The organism is Kosakonia quasisacchari (genome assembly GCF_004331415.1).
Classification (GTDB): Bacteria; Pseudomonadota; Gammaproteobacteria; order Enterobacterales; family Enterobacteriaceae; genus Kosakonia; species Kosakonia quasisacchari.
On sequence record NZ_SJOP01000006.1, the window covers coordinates 150,281 to 166,465 of the forward strand.

The 16,185-nt window shown below is 54.5% G+C and carries 15 protein-coding genes; 4 read left to right on the forward strand and 11 right to left on the reverse strand.

Features of this window, described 5'->3' with window-relative positions:
* The 3 genes from recJ to xerD are packed head-to-tail and all read right to left on the reverse strand — an operon-like array spanning position 1 to position 3,374.
* Complete coding sequence (gene recJ / locus E0L21_RS08535) at positions 1–1,734, reverse strand: single-stranded-DNA-specific exonuclease RecJ (protein ID WP_131408513.1); 1,734 nt, start codon at positions 1,732–1,734, stop codon at positions 1–3.
* A gap of 5 nt (positions 1,735–1,739) precedes the next feature.
* Complete coding sequence (dsbC, locus tag E0L21_RS08540; protein WP_131408515.1) at positions 1,740–2,453, reverse strand: bifunctional protein-disulfide isomerase/oxidoreductase DsbC; 714 nt, start codon at positions 2,451–2,453, stop codon at positions 1,740–1,742.
* Between the two features lie 24 nt (positions 2,454–2,477).
* Complete coding sequence (xerD, locus tag E0L21_RS08545) at positions 2,478–3,374, reverse strand: site-specific tyrosine recombinase XerD (RefSeq protein ID WP_131408517.1); 897 nt, start codon at positions 3,372–3,374, stop codon at positions 2,478–2,480.
* A gap of 99 nt (positions 3,375–3,473) precedes the next feature.
* On the opposite strand from xerD, the gene fldB reads away from it, so the two are divergent.
* Complete coding sequence (gene fldB / locus E0L21_RS08550; protein ID WP_131408519.1) at positions 3,474–3,995, forward strand: flavodoxin FldB; 522 nt, start codon at positions 3,474–3,476, stop codon at positions 3,993–3,995.
* Positions 3,996–4,008: 13 nt separating this feature from the next.
* Here the strand turns inward: fldB and E0L21_RS08555 are convergent, their stop codons facing one another.
* Positions 4,009–4,425, reverse strand: a complete 417-nt coding sequence (locus tag E0L21_RS08555) for a protein YgfX (protein WP_131408521.1) — start codon at positions 4,423–4,425, stop codon at positions 4,009–4,011.
* Positions 4,406–4,672 (reverse strand): FAD assembly factor SdhE, encoded by a 267-nt coding sequence (sdhE, locus tag E0L21_RS08560; protein WP_131408523.1) that lies wholly within the window; start codon positions 4,670–4,672, stop codon positions 4,406–4,408. Before sdhE ends, E0L21_RS08555 begins: the two co-directional genes overlap by 20 nt.
* A 246-nt stretch (positions 4,673–4,918) precedes the next feature.
* Here sdhE and ygfZ point away from each other — a divergent pair, with 246 nt between their 5' ends.
* A complete protein-coding gene (gene ygfZ / locus E0L21_RS08565) occupies positions 4,919–5,902 on the forward strand; it encodes a tRNA-modifying protein YgfZ (RefSeq protein WP_131408525.1) in 984 nt (327 codons plus the stop codon).
* A gap of 64 nt (positions 5,903–5,966) precedes the next feature.
* Here ygfZ and trhA read toward each other — a convergent pair whose 3' ends face one another.
* Positions 5,967–6,626 carry a PAQR family membrane homeostasis protein TrhA gene (gene trhA, locus E0L21_RS08570; RefSeq protein ID WP_131408527.1) on the reverse strand — a complete coding sequence of 220 codons (660 nt, stop codon included), beginning with the start codon at positions 6,624–6,626 and terminating at the stop codon, positions 5,967–5,969.
* A 238-nt stretch (positions 6,627–6,864) separates the two neighbouring features.
* On the opposite strand from trhA, the gene E0L21_RS08575 reads away from it, so the two are divergent.
* Both E0L21_RS08575 and E0L21_RS08580 read left to right on the forward strand, forming a co-directional pair.
* On the forward strand, positions 6,865–7,593 hold the full coding sequence (locus E0L21_RS08575; protein WP_131408664.1) for a MurR/RpiR family transcriptional regulator: 729 nt from the start codon (positions 6,865–6,867) through the stop codon (positions 7,591–7,593).
* Between the two features lie 116 nt (positions 7,594–7,709).
* A complete protein-coding gene (locus E0L21_RS08580) occupies positions 7,710–9,143 on the forward strand; it encodes a 6-phospho-beta-glucosidase (protein WP_131408528.1) in 1,434 nt (477 codons plus the stop codon).
* A gap of 36 nt (positions 9,144–9,179) precedes the next feature.
* Here E0L21_RS08580 and E0L21_RS08585 read toward each other — a convergent pair whose 3' ends face one another.
* The 5 genes from E0L21_RS08585 to ubiI all read right to left on the reverse strand — a co-directional run bounded on the left by E0L21_RS08585 (position 9,180) and on the right by ubiI (position 16,168).
* Positions 9,180–9,923 (reverse strand): SDR family oxidoreductase, encoded by a 744-nt coding sequence (locus E0L21_RS08585; RefSeq protein WP_131408530.1) that lies wholly within the window; start codon positions 9,921–9,923, stop codon positions 9,180–9,182.
* A 63-nt stretch (positions 9,924–9,986) separates the two neighbouring features.
* On the reverse strand, positions 9,987–12,860 hold the full coding sequence (gcvP, locus tag E0L21_RS08590) for an aminomethyl-transferring glycine dehydrogenase (protein WP_131408532.1): 2,874 nt from the start codon (positions 12,858–12,860) through the stop codon (positions 9,987–9,989).
* Positions 12,861–13,034: 174 nt separating this feature from the next.
* Positions 13,035–13,424, reverse strand: a complete 390-nt coding sequence (gene gcvH / locus E0L21_RS08595) for a glycine cleavage system protein GcvH (protein WP_131408534.1) — start codon at positions 13,422–13,424, stop codon at positions 13,035–13,037.
* 23 nt (positions 13,425–13,447) lie between these two features.
* Complete coding sequence (gene gcvT / locus E0L21_RS08600; protein WP_131408536.1) at positions 13,448–14,542, reverse strand: glycine cleavage system aminomethyltransferase GcvT; 1,095 nt, start codon at positions 14,540–14,542, stop codon at positions 13,448–13,450.
* Between the two features lie 423 nt (positions 14,543–14,965).
* Positions 14,966–16,168 carry an FAD-dependent 2-octaprenylphenol hydroxylase gene (ubiI, locus tag E0L21_RS08605; protein ID WP_131408538.1) on the reverse strand — a complete coding sequence of 401 codons (1,203 nt, stop codon included), beginning with the start codon at positions 16,166–16,168 and terminating at the stop codon, positions 14,966–14,968.
* Positions 16,169–16,185 lie beyond the last annotated feature (17 nt).

The window sequence follows — 16,185 nt, forward strand, 5'->3', positions numbered from 1 at the left end:
CTAAAGTGGCCAGAGATTCTCGATGATCAGCTGTACGCTACGATTGCCGCGAAACTCGTTCACATCCAGTTTATAAGCAATATTTACCTGCCGCACACCGTTGTCCGGCCAGCAAGTGGTATCGACGTTAAAAGCGATACCATCAAGCAACGGACCGCCGCCAACCGGCTCCAGCATCACTTTTAAATGGCGCTCGCCCACCAGCCGCTGCTGCAGGAGCCGAAACTCGCCGTCAAACAGCGGTTCCGGGAACATTTGCCCCCAGGGGCCCGCTTCGCGCAGCATCTCAGCGACTTCCAGCGTCATCTCCTGTGCCGACAGCGGGCCGTCAGAGACAATCTCGCCTTGTAATAACGCCGGATCCAGCCATTCGGTCACCAGCTCGCCAAAGCGCTGGCGGAACTCTTCAAAACGGTGTTCTTCCAGCGTCAAACCGGCCGCCATTGCGTGACCGCCGAATTTGAGCATCATGCCAGGAAACAGCATATCCAGACGTTCCAGCGCATCACGCATATGCAGCCCCTGAATCGAACGCCCCGAGCCTTTCAGCACCCCGTCTCCGGCTGGCGCAAAGGCGATCACCGGGCGGTGAAAGCGCTCTTTAATGCGCGAAGCGAGAATGCCGACCACTCCCTGATGCCACTCGGGATGGTACATCGCTAAACCGCCGGGCAGCGTTTCACCACTGCGCTCAAGCTGCTCGCACAGCGTCAGCGCCTCTGCTTGCATCCCCTGCTCAATCTCTTTGCGCGTCTGGTTCAACGCGTCGAGATCGCTGGCTAACTGGCGCGCTTCACCAAGGTTTTCGCACAGTAACAGCGCAACCCCCACCGACATATCGTCCAGCCTGCCCGCCGCGTTAAGGCGCGGCCCGAGCGCAAAACCGAGATCGCTGGCCGCCAGCTTTTGCGCATCGCGGTTGGCAATTTCCAGCAGCGCTTTGATGCCAGGACGGCAGCGCCCGGCGCGAATGCGGCTCAGTCCCTGCCAGGTCAGAATGCGGTTATTGGCATCCAGCGGCACCACGTCTGCCACCGTTCCCAGCGCCACCAAATCGAGCAGCTCCGCCAGATTTGGCATCGCCAGGCCGCGCGCCTCAAACCAACCGTTGTCACGCAAAAAGGCACGCAAAGCCAGCATCAGATAAAAAGCAACGCCGACACCAGCCAGCGACTTCGACGGAAAATCGCAGTCACGCAGATTCGGGTTAACAATCGCGTCGGCATCCGGCAGCGTGTCACCCGGCAGATGGTGATCGGTTACCACCACCGGGATCCCCAGTTCATGTGCTCGCGCTACACCAGCATGTGACGAGATGCCGTTATCCACCGTCAGAATGATTTGCGCGCCGCGCGCATGCGCCTGATCGACCACTTCCGGGCTCAGCCCATAACCGTCGTCAAAACGGTTCGGCACCAGGTAACTGACGTTTTCGCAACCGAGCGCGCGCAGCGCCAGCACGCTAAGGGCGGTGCTGGTTGCGCCATCCGCATCGAAATCGCCCACCACGATAATGCGCAACCCTTCACGCAATGCAGTGTAAAGCTGCGCCACTGCATCATCGATACCGGTAAGTTGTTGCCACGGCAGCATGCCTTTAACACTGCGTTCCAGTTCACTGGCCGTGCGCACACCGCGGCTTGCGTATAAGCGACGCAGCAGTGGCGGCAAGTCTTCTGCCAGGTCTGCTGCGTTATCCACCTCACGGCGGCGAAGTTGTATCTGAGCTTTCACGCGAATTATTTACCGCCAGTGGCTTTTTGATGTTGATCGAGGAAGGCTTTCATTTCTGCCGGAGCCTGGTAACCCGGAACAAGGTAGCCGTCATTCAGCACGATGGCTGGCGTGCCGTTGACGCCAAACTGCACGCCCAGCGCATAATGATTAGCGATGTCGATATCACAACTGGCCGGTTTCACGTCTTTACCTTCCATCGCACTATCGAAGGCTTTTTTAGGATCTTTTGCACACCAGATAGCTTTCATCTGGTTTTCAACTTCGCTCGGCACACCCTGACGCGGGAATGCAAGGTAACGCACGGTGATGCCGAGCGCGTTGTAGTCTGCCATTTCGCTGTGCAGTTTCTGGCAGTAGCCGCAAGTGATGTCAGTGAACACGGTGATGACATGTTTTTCCTGCGGCGCTTTGTAGACAATCATCTCTTTTTCCAGCGCGTTCAGATGCGGTAATAGCATCCTGGTGGTGATGTTCACGGGCTGCGCGCCGCTGACATCGTACATCGGACCCTGGATGATATGTTTGCCATCTTCCGTCACATACAGCACGCCGCTGTTGGTCAACACGGCTTTCATTCCGGCAACAGGTGCGGGCAGCACTTCACCGCTCTGTACACCCAATTTTGCCAGCGACTGTTTGATGGCCGCGTCATCGGCGTGCGCCGCGCCGGTAAACGCCGCCGCCAGCAGGGTGAACATCACTAAACCTTTTTTCATAACACATCCTTTAATTGTCAGCATTCACGCCCGCGGGTGATGCTGTTGATGAAGCTTGCGCAGTCGCTCGGTAGCGACATGCGTATAAATTTGCGTCGTCGATAAATCCTGGTGGCCTAAAAGCATTTGCACTACTCGCAGATCCGCGCCGTGGTTCAGCAGATGGGTGGCAAACGCATGGCGCAAAACGTGGGGCGAGAGTTTTTCACTGTCGATACCCGCAAGCACAGCATAGTGCTTGATGCGATGCCAGAAAGTTTGGCGCGTCATCTGCTGCGCGCGCTGGCTTGGAAACAGCACATCAATTGATACACCGTTAAGCAGCCAGGGGCGGCCATGCTCCAGATAGTTTTCGACCCAATACACCGCCTCTTCGCCCAGCGGCACCAGGCGTTCTTTATTGCCTTTACCAATCACTCGCACCACGCCCTGACGCAGGCTGATATCACTCATCGTCAGGCCAACCAGTTCAGAAACGCGAAGGCCGGTGGCATACAACACCTCAAGCATCGCTTTATCGCGTAACTCCAGCGGTTGGTCAACCACCGGAGCCTGTAGAAGCCTGCCCACCTGTGTTTCACTTAAGTCTTTCGGTAAACGTTGTGGCAATTTAGGTGATGCGAGCAATGCGCTGGGATCGTCGTTGCGTACTTTTTCCCGGTAAAGGTACTGAAAAAAACGTCGCACGGCGCTCAGCAAGCGCGCCGAGCTGGTGGCCTTATAACCACCGCTCACCCTTTCAGCTAACAGCGCTTGTAAATCATCGCTTTGCGCTTTTTCAAGACTGCTGGCGTGGTGGTGCAACCACTCCACCACGCTTTTCAAATCACGGCGGTAAGCGTTTAGCGTATTTTCCGCCAGGTTGTTCTCAAGCCAGAGAGCATCGAGAAACTGTTCGATACGTGCGAGATCCTGTTCCATCCAGCGTCTCCTTTACTCAAACGCTGCATTATGCCTGATTGATGTACGATTCTGGTACACTGCGTGAAAAGACACATCAAGAATCGAGAAGTTTACGTTATGAATATCGGTCTGTTTTACGGTTCCAGCACTTGCTACACCGAAATGGCGGCGGAAAAAATCCGCGATATTATCGGCCCGGAGCTGGTGACGTTGCACAACCTGAAAGACGATGCTCCGGCCCTGATGGAACAGTACGATGCGCTTATTCTGGGCATTCCAACCTGGGATTTCGGCGAGTTGCAGGAAGATTGGGAAGCGGTTTGGGATCAGCTTGATAATCTCAATCTCGACGGAAAAATCATTGCGTTATACGGCATGGGCGATCAGCTCGGTTACGGCGAATGGTTCCTCGACGCACTCGGTATGCTCCATGACAAACTGGCCCCTAAAGGCGCGACGTTCATCGGATACTGGCCGACAGAAGGCTATGAATTTACGAGTAAAAAACCGGTCATTGCCGATGGGCAGCTCTTTGTCGGGCTGGCGCTGGATGAGACCAATCAGTACGATTTAAGCGATGAACGCATTCAAAGCTGGTGCGAGCAAATACTGACGGAAATGGCGGAACGGCTCGGCTGAGCCGCCACCCGCCTTAATGCAGCCCCTGCGCCGGTTTTTGGGTGATCATCCGGCGTAGATCGCGCCACTCCTGCGCATCCATACTGTCTGCCGCCAGCCATAAATGCTGGCGCCGCCCGTCTTCCGCGCGATGTAAACGCAGCATCATGCCACCGCGGATCATCCAGGGGGTGCCGACAATATCCCACTCCACACCTTGCCAACGCAGACGGGAATCCATCAGCAGCTTGATCTCGCCGTGGCAGGCGTTGATTCGCCGCTGGCTGCGCACGCAGTCGAAAACCACCAGCGACAGCAATAAAAGCCACAGCGGTGTATAGCTCAACGGCCAGGGCATAAATAAAATAAACGCCGCCACTAATCCATGCAGCAATAACGAGATCCATTGTGCGCGCCATGAGACGCGTAAATCAGATTGCCACAGGACCACGATCCCGATTCCGTGTCTGAATTAACTGCACCATTCGCTGCAACTCCGCGTCCTGGGGTTTGCCATGATTCATCAACCAGTTGAATAAATCCGGATCATCGCTTTCAAGCAGACGTACAAACAATTGCTTGTCATGGTCGCTGAGCGAGTCGTACTCGTGTTCGAAAAAAGGCATGATGGAGATATCGAGTTCGCGCATTCCGCGGCGACAGGCCCAATGGATACGGGCTTTATTATTAATATCCATGTTCTTCTCCCTTCATAGGCATGAGGACCTATTGTAACGTGTTTTTAATATTCCTTTTGCGGAATATTTAACTTCCCGCGCCTGCTTCCAGAATAAATGGCATAGTCTGCAAAATTATCACTGTGCTGCGTAGCGCCTCGCAATGCTCGCACAATGGCACAAATCGCATGCTTTATCGCTTGCATTGGACAATGGCTCTTTTACCATTAAGTACCAACACAGCGTTAAGCTAATCAGGACATTATTATGGCTTTTACTCCATTTCCTCCGCGCCAGCCGACCGCATCCGCCCGTCTGCCGCTGACGCTTATGACACTCGATGACTGGGCGCTGGCAACCATTACCGGCGCGGATAGCGAGAAATACCTGCAAGGCCAGGTCACCGCTGACGTGTCGAAGATGGCGGCAGATCAGCATCTGCTGGCGGCGCATTGCGATTCTAAAGGCAAAATGTGGAGCAATATGCGGTTGTTTCACTATCAGGAGGGGTTTGCCTGGATCCTACGCCGTAGCGTACGTGAGTCACAGCTTCGCGAGCTGAAAAAGTACGCCGTATTCTCAAAAGTCACTATCGCCGCAGATGACGAACATGTGCTGCTGGGCGTTGCCGGTTTTCAGGCTCGCGCCGCGCTGGCCAATCTTTTCACAACATTGCCGGACAGCGAAAAGCAGGTTGTGCAAGAAGGGGAAACAACCCTCCTGTGGTTTGAACATCCAGCCGAGCACTTCCTGCTTGTTACCGATGCCGCAACGGCAGAACAGGTGACGGAAAAACTGCGCGGCGAAGCGCAGCTCAACAATAGCCAGCAGTGGCTGGCGCTGAATATCGAAGCCGGGTTAGCCGTGATTGACGAGCCAAACAGCGCACAGTTTATTCCGCAGGCGACCAACCTGCAGGCGTTGGGCGGCATCAGCTTCAAAAAAGGGTGCTATACCGGGCAAGAGATGGTTGCTCGCGCGAAATTCCGTGGCGCCAACAAACGTGCATTGTGGTACCTGGCGGGCGCAGCCAGCCGCACGCCGGATGCGGGTGAAGATCTTGAGCTACAGATGGGTGCAAACTGGCGTCGTACCGGAACGGTACTTGCGTCAACACAGCTGGATGACGGCCGCGTGCTGGTTCAGGTAGTGATGAACAATGACATGGAAGCAAACAGCGTGTTCCGTGTACGCGACGACGCCAATACGTTAAGCATCGAGCCACTGCCCTATTCGCTGGAAGAAGAATAATCCGCGTTAAACCATTTGAACAAGCTACAGCCGGGTCGGCAAAAGTGCCGCCCGGCGCTACTACTTAAACTTTACCAACGTACAAATAGATTGCCAGGAAGTGGCACACGCTGCCGCCCAGTACAAAGCCGTGCCAGATGGCGTGATTATAGGGAATACGTTTACAGACGTAGAAAATCACGCCCAACGAGTACACCAGTCCGCCGACAGCCAAAAGCGTCACGCCGCCCACGGATAACCGCGTCGCAAGCTGATAAATCACAATCAACGACAGCCAGCCCATCGCCAGGTATGTCACCAGCGACAACACTTTGAACCGGTGCGCAATGGTGAGCTTAAATAGGATCCCTAACAGGGCGAGGCTCCAGATCACAACCATCAGCCCACGCGCCAACGGTGAATCCAGCCCGATCAGTAAAAAAGGTGTATAGGTGCCGGCAATCAGCAGATAAATGGCGCAGTGGTCAAATTTCTTTAACCATAGTTTTGCGCGCTGATGCGGAATCGCATGGTAGAGCGTGGAGGCGAGGAACAGCAGGATCATGCTGCCGCCATAAAGCGTATAGCTGGTAATCGCCGTCATACTGGCATTATTGTCTACCGCCTGTACCAGCAGCAGTACCAGACCGACAATACCGAACACCAGCCCGATACCGTGGCTGATGCTGTTGGCAATTTCCTCTGCCAGCGTGTATCCCTGTGCGATTAAAGGTTTCTTAACCATGGAAACTCCTGGAGAACTCAAAAAACGTTGCAACAATAGAGTAACTGAGAATGATTCCAGTGCACACCTGTACGCTAAAATAAATATCATTGATGAATATTTCATGACATGAGTTGCCACCCATGAATGCGAAAGTCAGGGAAACGGCGCGGAAGTTATGGCAGCATGTGGGCACGCAAAAAGCCTGCCGGGTTGCATTGGGCTACGTTTACAGCAAGCAAAGGATATCGCCGTGACAATGTTTACTCACTCCGCCATCGCCAGCCTGAATACTCTGGAGATGCTGGTTTACAACTTTGTCATCAAAAATCGCGACAAAGTAATGTACATGACGATTCGTGAACTGGCCGATGCGGCGGGCGTCTCCACCACGACCGTGTTGCGCTTTTGCCGCAAGCTCAACTGTGAAGGCTACTCTGAATTTCGCGTGCGTTTTAAATTATATTTAGAGCAAAATGAGCCGCCGCAAGCAAATTTTGGCGCCAGCGAAGTGATCAGTTTTTTTAAAAGCGTCAACAATGATGAGTTCGATAAATTATTAGATAGCACCGTTGATATTATATTATCTTCCGAACGCATTATATTTGTCGGTGCAGGCACATCGGGCGCGCTAGCGAAATATGGCGCAAGATTCTTCTCAAATATCGGTAAATTCAGTAACCATATCGACGACCCTTATTTTCCGGTCACGAATGATATGGCCAAAAACGCGCTGGCAATTGTGCTTTCGGTTTCTGGCGAGACGGAAGAGATCCTCCGCTTTGCCAGCCAGTTCAGCTTGCACCACTGCAAAGTGTTGTCAATCACCAGCCACGAACACTCCCGACTGGCAAAACTGGCGGACTTTAATATTTCCTGGCATGTGCCGCAAATGCGCATTACTGGCGGTTACGATATTACTACACAAATCCCTGTTATTTATATTCTCGAGTCGCTGGGGCGTAAACTGGCGAAGAAAATAGCATAAAAAAACAGTGTGTTTTTTCGGTGTAACAAATTACCCCAGCGGTAATTTGTTATATCGTGACATTTAATTCGCCTTTGTTAGACTCGTTATCAGCCAATATAACGGGAACAGCAACAATGAAAAAATTGACCTTACCGAAAGACTTTTTATGGGGCGGCGCGGTTGCCGCACACCAGGTTGAAGGCGGCTGGAATAAAGGCGGCAAAGGCCCGAGCATTTGCGATGTTCTGACCGGCGGCGCGCACGGTGTTCCACGTGAAATCACGCAGGACGTCGTCGCGGGCAAATACTACCCGAACCACGAAGCCATTGATTTTCATGGTCACTACAAAGAAGACATCAAACTCTTCGCCGAAATGGGCTTCAAATGTTTCCGCACTTCCATCGCCTGGACCCGCATCTTCCCGATGGGCGATGAGCAACAGCCGAATGAAGAAGGGCTGAAGTTTTACGACGACATGTTCGATGAGTTGTTGAAATACAACATCGAGCCGGTCATCACGCTGTCCCACTTCGAAATGCCGCTGCACCTGGTGCAGCAATATGGTGGCTGGACTAACCGTAAAGTGGTCGATTTCTTTGTCCGTTTCGCGCAAGTGGTGTTTGAGCGCTACAAAACCAAGGTCAAATATTGGATGACCTTTAACGAAATCAACAACCAGCGCAACTGGCGCGCGCCGCTGTTTGGTTACTGCTGTTCCGGCGTGGTCTACACCGAACATGAAAACCCGGAAGAGACCATGTACCAGGTGTTGCACCACCAGTTCGTTGCCAGCGCCATGGCGGTGAAAATCGGCCATCGTATCAACCCGGAAATGAAGATTGGCTGCATGCTGGCGATGGTGCCGCTGTATCCCTTCTCCTGTAAGCCGGACGATGTAATGTACGCCCAGGAATCCATGCGTGAGCGTTATGTCTTTACCGACGTACAACTGCGCGGCTACTACCCTTCTTATGTGCTGAACGAATGGGAACGCCGCGGTTTTACCATCAACATGGAAGCCGGTGATGAGGCGATTCTGCGCGAGGGTTGCTGCGATTACCTCGGCTTTAGCTACTACATGACCAACGCGGTGAAAGCGGAAGGCGGCGTTGGCGATGCGCTTTCCGGTTTCCAGGGCAGCGTCCCTAATCCGCATGTTAAAGCGTCTGACTGGGGCTGGCAGATTGATCCGGTTGGCCTGCGTTATGCGTTGTGCGAGCTATACGAACGCTATCAGAAACCATTATTTATCGTGGAGAACGGTTTTGGCGCATACGACAAAGTCGAAGCCGATGGCAGCATCAACGACGATTACCGCATCGATTATCTGCGTGCGCACGTTAAAGAGATGGTCAAAGCAGTGACCTACGACGGCGTGGATTTGATGGGGTATACCCCGTGGGGCTGTATCGACTGCGTCTCTTTTACCACCGGTCAGTACAGCAAACGCTACGGCTTTATCTATGTGAACAAGCACGATGATGGCACCGGCGATATGTCACGCTCTCGTAAGAAGAGCTTTAATTGGTACAAAGAAGTGATTGCCAGCAACGGCGAAACCCTCTGACGCTGTTAACGCTTCTCCCTGGTGGGAGAAGCGGACTTATCTGCCGCCGGCTAAATCCAGAAAACTGCCGGTGACATACGACGCTTTGTCACTCAACAACCAGACAATTCCCTGCGCCACTTCTTCCGGTTGCCCACCGCGCCGCATCGGGATCGCGCTGCTCACCCTGTCCACACGCCCAGGCTCGCCGCCGCTGGCATGCATTTCTGTGTAGATAAACCCCGGACGCACACCATTCACGCGAATACCGTTTGCCGCAACTTCCAGCGCCAGCCCGGTCGTTAGCGTGTCGACCGCCCCTTTTGATGCCGCATAATCAACGTATTCGCCGGGTGAACCGAGACGCGCCGCAGCCGAGGAAACATTCACAATCGCGCCGCCGTGCCCGCCATGCTGAGTGGACATGCGTTTGACCGCTTCGCGACAGCAGAGGAAATAGCCCGTCACGTTAGTCGCCAGAACGCGGTTGATACGCTCAGCGCTCAGTTGCTCCACCCGGCTTTGCTGAAATAGGATCCCGGCGTTATTGACCAGCGCGGTAAGTGGCTGCGGCTCGCTATCAAGGCGCGCAAACATGGCCTGAACCTGCGCTTCATCACTGATATCGGCCTGTACCGGGAAGGCGTGACCGCCCTGCGCAGTGATTTTCGCCACTACATCGTCGGCAGCAGGCTTGTTGGTGTGATAATTGACCGCGACGGTGTAGCCTTCTTGAGCAAGCAGCAGCGCGGTTGCGCGGCCAATGCCCCGGCTGCCACCGGTGACTAATGCAATCGCCATCTGTTTCTCCTGAAAAGTAAAAAGGGCGCCGAAGCGCCCTTAAAAGATAGCCGAATCAGCGTATTACTGATATTCGCTCATCGGTACACAGGAACAGAACAGGTTACGGTCACCGTACACATCATCCAGACGCTTCACGGTCGGCCAGTATTTGTTGGCAAACCCTGCCGGGAACACCGCCAGTTCGCGGGTGTAACCGTGGTTCCATTCGGAAACCAACTCGTTCTGCGTATGCGGTGCGTTAACCAGCGGGTTATCTTCCAGCGTCCACTCGCCCTGTTTCACGCGCTCGATCTCAGCACGAATCGCCAGCATTGCGTCGATAAAGCGATCCAGTTCGACTTTACTTTCCGATTCGGTCGGCTCCACCATCAGCGTACCGGCAACCGGGAAAGACATGGTTGGCGCATGGAAACCGTAATCGATCAGACGTTTAGCGATATCCAGTTCACTGATACCTGTCTCTTCTTTCAGCGGGCGAATATCGAGAATACACTCGTGCGCGACGTGTCCACTACGGCCGGTATACAGCACCGGGAAAGCCTCTTTCAGACGGCTAGCAATGTAGTTGGCATTAAGAATCGCCACCTGGCTCGCTTGTTTCAGCCCTTCCGCGCCCATCATGCGGATATACATCCAGCTGATCGGCAGAATCGACGCGCTGCCAAACGGTGCCGCAGAGACCGCGCCCTGGCGGGTGAGCATCCCTTCAATCTGCACCACGCTGTGGCCCGGCACAAACGGTGCCAGATGCGCTTTCACGCCAATCGGCCCCATGCCCGGCCCGCCGCCACCGTGCGGGATGCAGAAGGTTTTATGCAGGTTGAGGTGCGACACATCAGCGCCAATAAAGCCCGGTGACGTGATACCCACCTGGGCGTTCATGTTCGCGCCATCAAGATAAACCTGGCCGCCAAAGTGATGCACCACTTCACACACTTCGCGAATCGTCTCTTCATACACACCGTGCGTGGACGGGTACGTCACCATGATGCACGAGAGATTGTCGCCCGCCTGCTCCGCTTTCGCGCGCAGATCGGCCAGATCGATGTTGCCATTTTTATCACAAGCGACCACCACCACCTGCATCCCCGCCATTTGTGCCGATGCCGGGTTGGTACCGTGCGCAGAGCTTGGGATCAGGCAGATATCGCGGTGGCCTTCATTACGGCTTTCATGGTAGTGACGAATCGCCAGCAATCCCGCATATTCACCCTGTGCGCCAGAGTTGGGCTGCATGCAGAGCGCATCGTAACCCGTCAGTTTCACCAGCCAGTCGGAGAGCTGGGCGATCATCTGGTGATAGCCTTCAGCCTGTTCCGGCGGGCAGAATGGGTGCAGTTCGGCAAATTCCGGCCAGGTGATAGGGATCATTTCCGCCGCCGCGTTCAGCTTCATAGTGCAGGAGCCCAGCGGGATCATCGCCTGATTCAGCGCCAGATCTTTACGCTCCAGCGAATGCATGTAGCGCATCATCTCGGTTTCGCTGTGATAGCGATTAAACACCGGGTGCGTCAGGAAACTGTCTGTACGCAGCATGCTCTGCGGGATGGAACGGCTGTCGAGTGCAACGTCTTTATCCAGTGCGTCAATATCCAGACCGTGTTTATCACCCAGCAGTACGTTAAACAACACCTGCACATCTTCACGCGTGGTGGTTTCATCCAGCGTGATGCCAACAGCGTTGAGAATGTCGCTACGCAGGTTGATCTCCTGCGCCTCGGCGCGGGCCAGCACGGCGGCTTTATCGGCAACATCAACACACAGGGTGTCGAAGTAGTGCGAGTGGCGCAGTTTCAGGCCGCCACGCTGCAAGCCGGCAGCAAGAATATCGGTCAGGCGATGAATACGCCCGGCAATGCGTTTCAGCCCGGCCGGACCGTGGAAAACCGCGTACAAGCTGGCGATGTTGGCCAGCAGGACTTGCGAGGTACAGATGTTGGAGTTGGCTTTCTCGCGGCGAATATGCTGCTCGCGCGTTTGCATCGCCATGCGCAGCGCGGTGTTACCGGCGGCATCTTTCGACACGCCGATAATGCGACCTGGCATGGAGCGTTTGAATTCATCTTTTGCGGCAAAGAATGCCGCGTGCGGGCCACCGTAACCCATCGGTACGCCAAAGCGTTGCGCGGAGCCAAACACAATGTCAGCACCCTGTTTGCCCGGCGCAGTCAGTTGCACCAGCGTCAGCAAATCGGCGGCAACGCTGACCACAATTTTGCGGGATTTCAACTCGTTAATCAGCGCGCTGTAATCATGCACTTCACCCGTAGTGCCGACCTGCTGGAGCAGTACGCCGAACACATCCTGGTGATCAAGAACTTTGGCTGCATCATCAACGATCACGTCAAAACCAAAGGTTTCGGCGCGAGTGCGCACAACGTCAAGCGTTTGCGGATGCACGTCTGCCGCAACGAAGAAGCGGTTGGCCCCTTTCAGTTTGCTGACGCGCTTCGCCATTGCCATTGCTTCGGCAGCCGCAGTGGCTTCATCCAGCAGCGATGCAGAAGCGATATCCAGCCCGGTGAGATCGAGCGTAACTTGCTGGAAGTTGAGCAGCGCTTCAAGGCGGCCCTGGGATACTTCCGGCTGATAGGGGGTATACGCGGTGTACCAGCCTGGGTTTTCCAGCATGTTGCGCAGAATAACCGGCGGCAACTGCACGGCGGTGTAACCCATACCAATGTAAGACTTAAAGCGCTTGTTGCGGCTGGCAATGGCTTTCAGCTCGGCGAGCGCGGCATATTCGGTAGTGGATTCCCCAATCTGCGGCGGCGTAGCGAGCTGAATATCTTTCGGCACAATGAGTGCTGTCAGCGCATTAAGCGACTCTGCGCCAACGGTGTTCAGCATCTCCTGCTGTTGCTGAGCATCCGGCCCAATGTGACGTCCAATGAAAGCGCCACGGTTTTCAAGCTGGCTTAAAGTCTGTGTCATGAGCGAGGGTTCCTGAAACGTGCAGTGAATCGTATTTGGAAATTATCTGAATACGCTACATCTTTCGCGTTGCAGGAAGGCGGCGACGCAGCAAATCCCCGGAAGCTTACATCAGTAAGTACCTGGGGTGAGCGAGGAAGCCAACGCGTCTGCAACGCGAAGGATGATGCGTATTTATTCGTCTTCGAGCAGGGCAGCGTAGGCTGTTGCATCGAGCAGCGCGGCAACTTCGGCTTCGTCGCTGGCTTTGATTTTGAAGATCCAGCCTTCGCCGTACGGTTCGCTGTTCACCAGCTCCGGAGAATCCGCCAGTTGGTCGTTAACTGCCACGATCTCACCGCTGATTGGCGCGTAGATATCAGAAGCAGCTTTTACCGATTCGGCAACGGCGCAATCATCACCTGCACTGACGGTCGCGCCCGTTTCCGGCAGGTCGACAAACACCATGTCGCCCAGCAGTTCCTGTGCGTGTTCAGTGATACCAACGGTGTAGGTACCGTCCGCTTCTTTGCGCAGCCACTCGTGTTCTTTGCTGTATTTCAGTTCGCCTGGTACGTTGCTCATTTCATTCTCTCCAGATAAAAAGGTTACGCGACGGCTTTGCCAGCGCGCACAAAAACAGGTTTGGTGACTTTGACCGGCATTTCGCGGTTGCGGATCTGTACAACGGCGTTTTCGCCGATCCCCGCCGGAACACGCGCCAGTGCAATACTGTAGCCGAGGGTTGGCGAGAACGTACCGCTAGTGATCACGCCTTTTTGCACATTGCCTTGCGCATCAGTGAAGTGCACCGGCAACTCATTACGCAATACGCCTTTTTCGATCATTACCAGGCCAACCAGTTGTTCGGTGCCTTTTTCACGCTGCAGTTCCAGCGCATCGCGGCCAATAAAGTCTCGCTCCTGCGGCTCCCAGGCAATTGTCCAACCCATGTTGGCGGCCAACGGAGAGATACCTTCATCCATCTCCTGACCGTACAGGTTCATACCCGCTTCCAGACGCAAAGTATCGCGCGCGCCCAGTCCGCAAGGTTTCACGCCCGCATTGACCAGCGCCTGCCAGAAGCTGGCCGCTTTTTCGTTGGGCAGCGCAATTTCATACCCTGCTTCGCCGGTATAACCGGTGGTCGCAATGAACAGCTCACCGGCTTCAACGCCAAAGAACGGTTTCATGCCTTCAACGGCGCGGCGCTGCTCGTCAGTAAACAGGCTGGCGGCTTTCGCCTGCGCGTTCGGGCCTTGTACCGCGATCAACGACAAATCATCACGGACGGTGATGTCGATGGCATAAGGTTCAGCGTGTTGGGAAATCCAGGAGAGGTCTTTTTCGCGGGTGGCGGAGTTGACAACGAGGCGGAAGAAATCTTCGGTGAAGTAGTAGACGATCAAGTCATCAATTACACCGCCCGAGGCATTTAGCATGCCGGTATAGAGCGCTTTACCGGGCTTAGTGAGTTTGGCGACGTCGTTTGCCAGTAAATAACGCAGAAACTCCCGGGTACGGCTGCCTTTGAGATCGACGATGGTCATGTGCGACACATCAAACATTCCGGCGTCGGTGCGCACTGCGTGGTGCTCATCGATTTGCGAGCCGTAATGCAGCGGCATCATCCAGCCATGGAAATCCACCATGCGGGCGCCGTTTAGCGTGTGTTGTTCGTATAAAGGGGTCTGCTGAGCCATCTTTTCCTCGTCGAATAAGCTGAGCTATCACGTTTTTCGGCGGCGTGATTTGCGCCAAAACAACTGGTGCCGACACCGTTTTACGACGTCGACGCAAACGTTCTCTTTGGCCTGAACTTATCACCGAAAGCAGCGCTTAACCATAAGGAAAAATGGTTCATCACATTAGCTTATGACCCATCACACACAAAATGCCATCAGAGTATTATTCCAAAGAATAACGATTCACTTTTCATAAAAAATCATCATTGATGACAAATAGGAAGGAATTGCAGTATTTCACTCTGCAAAAACGCAGATTTTCCTGAAAAGAAAAAAACACGACATGAGAAAATCTAATCCGAAAAATGAGGTGAAATTAGAATATTTCAAATGAGGAAGAGGTATCCCTTCCCGGGGTCGGGAAGGGAAAGTGTGACGCAGTTAACGTAACCAATCAGGCAGATCGTTAAGACCCATTGCCTGGCGTAACAACCGTGTTTTCACACCGGGAAGGGTATCCGCCAGTTTCAGGCCGATATCACGCAGCAGCTTTTTCGCCGGATTTGCGCCTGAGAAAAGCTCGCGAAAGCCCTGCATCCCGGCCAGCATCAGCGCCGCGCTGTGTTTGCGGCTGCGCTCATAGCGGCGCAAATAGAGATGTTGACCAATGTCTTTACCTTCGCGGCTCAGACGCTTCAGCTCGGTGATTAACTCAGCGACATCCATAAACCCGAGGTTAACGCCCTGCCCCGCCAGCGGGTGAATGGTGTGCGCGGCATCGCCAACCAGCGCCAGGCGGTGCCCGGCAAACTGGCGCGCATAGCGTCCGGTGAGCGGATAGACCTGACGCTCGCTCTCAACGCGGCACGGCCCAAGGCGGTTATCGAACGCCACACACAACGCCTGATTAAATTCTTCATCGCTCGCCTGCTGCATGGCTTTCGCCTGCGCTGGCGGCAGCGACCAGACAATCGAGCACAAATGCGGATCGTTAAGTGGCAAAAAAGCGAGAATGCCGTCGTTGTGAAACACCTGACGCGCCACCGCCTGATGCGGTTCATCAGTGCGAATGGTCGCCACGAGTGCATGATGATGATAATCCCAGAACGTCAGCGGAATATCGGTTTTGTTGCGCAGCCAGGAATTCGCGCCATCTGCGCCAACCACCAGCCGAGCTGTGAGCATGGTGCCATCTTTTAAAGTCAGAAACGCGTCGTTTTCGCCCCACGCCACTTGCTGCAGTTCAGCCGGTGCCAGGAGAGTGACATCCTTACACTGTTGGGCTTTATCCCACAGTGCCTGGTGGATCACTGCGTTTTCAATAATGTAACCAAGATGGCTGTAGCCCATGCTCTTATCATCAAACGCGATGCGACCAAAACTGTCTTTATCCCACACTTCCATGCCGTGATAACGCCCGGCACGTTGGGCAATAATGTTTGACCAGACGCCAAGGTGCGTCAGTAACTTTTCGCTAGCAGCATTAATCGCTGACACGCGCAGCGCCGGGGGAGCATCTTCCGCCAGCGGTGTCGGCTCATTTTGCTCCAGCACCGCCACGCGCAACCCGCTACCCTGTAAACCACAGGCCAGCGCCAGGCCGACCATACCGCCGCCGACAATCGCAACATCAACACTCTGCACTCTTCGCTCCTTTTGTC